This is a genomic window from Buttiauxella massiliensis (genome assembly GCF_902500225.1).
GTDB classification, from domain to species: Bacteria; Pseudomonadota; Gammaproteobacteria; order Enterobacterales; family Enterobacteriaceae; genus Buttiauxella; species Buttiauxella massiliensis.
Genome location: NZ_LR722687.1, coordinates 1 through 1,303 on the forward strand (window position 1 = coordinate 1; position 1,303 = coordinate 1,303).

At 47.9% G+C, this 1,303-nt stretch carries 1 protein-coding gene; it reads right to left on the reverse strand.

What is annotated here, in order from left to right; genetic code table 11:
- Nucleotides 1-35 precede the first annotated feature (35 nt).
- A protein-coding gene (locus tag GC128_RS22905; RefSeq protein ID WP_151996193.1) for an IS3 family transposase occupies nt 36-1,249 on the reverse strand; the annotation gives its coding sequence in 2 pieces (ribosomal slippage) (nt 36-907 and nt 907-1,249; 1,215 coding nt in all).
- Nucleotides 1,250-1,303: the final 54 nt, after the last annotated feature.

Below are 1,303 nucleotides of genomic sequence, written 5' to 3' on the forward strand. Positions count from 1 at the left end.
TGACTAGTCCTGATATAGGTTGACACTTTTCAGCCTTAAAATGCCTGATGAACTTCATCGGGCGTTTTGTATTTTAACGACAGATGCGGACGCCGGGTATTGTAGATTTCTACCGACTCCCTGACCATCTTTCTTGCCTGCACGATATCCTCTGGCTTAACGAGCAGATATTCCATTTTTAATATCCCGTTTATCCGCTCCGCCAGCGCATTCTGATAACAATCATATCCATCCGTCATTGAGCAGATGACACCATGTCGTTCATGTAATTCCTGATATTTTGTGGAGCAATACTGGATGCCACGATCCGAGTGATGCACCAGCGGTGAGCATGTGCGCCTGTTAACCAGCGCCATCTTAAATGCTCTCACAACATGATGCGTATGGAGACTCTCATGCACATGATATCCCACTATTTTTCTCGACCAGGCATCGGTCACCAGACTGACATACGCCGTTCCCTTACGCAGTGGAAGGTAGGTGATATCTGCTACCCATACCTGCTCCGGCTGGCTGGCAATAATCTGATTTTCCCCAGACTTCAGTAAGTTAGGGTGACGGTAAAAACGGTGATGGCTATTTGTCGTTTTGTGGTAAGCCCGTTTAGGCATCACCAGTAACCGCGAGCAACGTAATATCTCAAACAGGCGATCCCGGCCAACATGCAGTGCAGGTTCAGGGGATTGTTGCAATAAATAATGCAATTTACGTGTTCCCAGCCGGGGCTGTTGCAACCGGATAGCGGTCACTTGTCCAATAATGTTTTGGGCCTGTATTGCTTTTCCACGCTCACGCTGCAGAGACTGATACCACGCCTGTCGGCTAATTCCCATGAACCGGCACACGCAGGTTACTGTGAGTCCCGGCGTTTGTGCTTGCGTGATAATGTGGCCAACTGCTTTTTTGTCAGTGTGGCTCCGAACTCCGTGTTCATTACCTTCACAACGGCTTCAAAAAACTGAGCTTTGACTTCTGATTCAGCGAGTTGCTGTTCGAGTTCTTTGATTCGTTGCTCGGGAGTAAGGGGCATTTTGGGCATATTAACTCCACACTTTCTGACAGGAGAGGAGGAAAGCCAGTCGAGTACGCCATATTTGCGGAGCCACTTCATGACGGTAGAGTTGCCTTGAATACCGTAGTGGTCTTGCGCCTGACGGTAAGTCATTTCACCTTTTTCGACTTGTTCGACAACGGCCAATTTAAAGGATAGAGGGTAATCGCGTTGCGTGCGTTTAACGTACTGGTTCATCACATTTTCCTCATAGTACGAGTTAAATGTGTCAACGCTATTTAGGACGGGTCA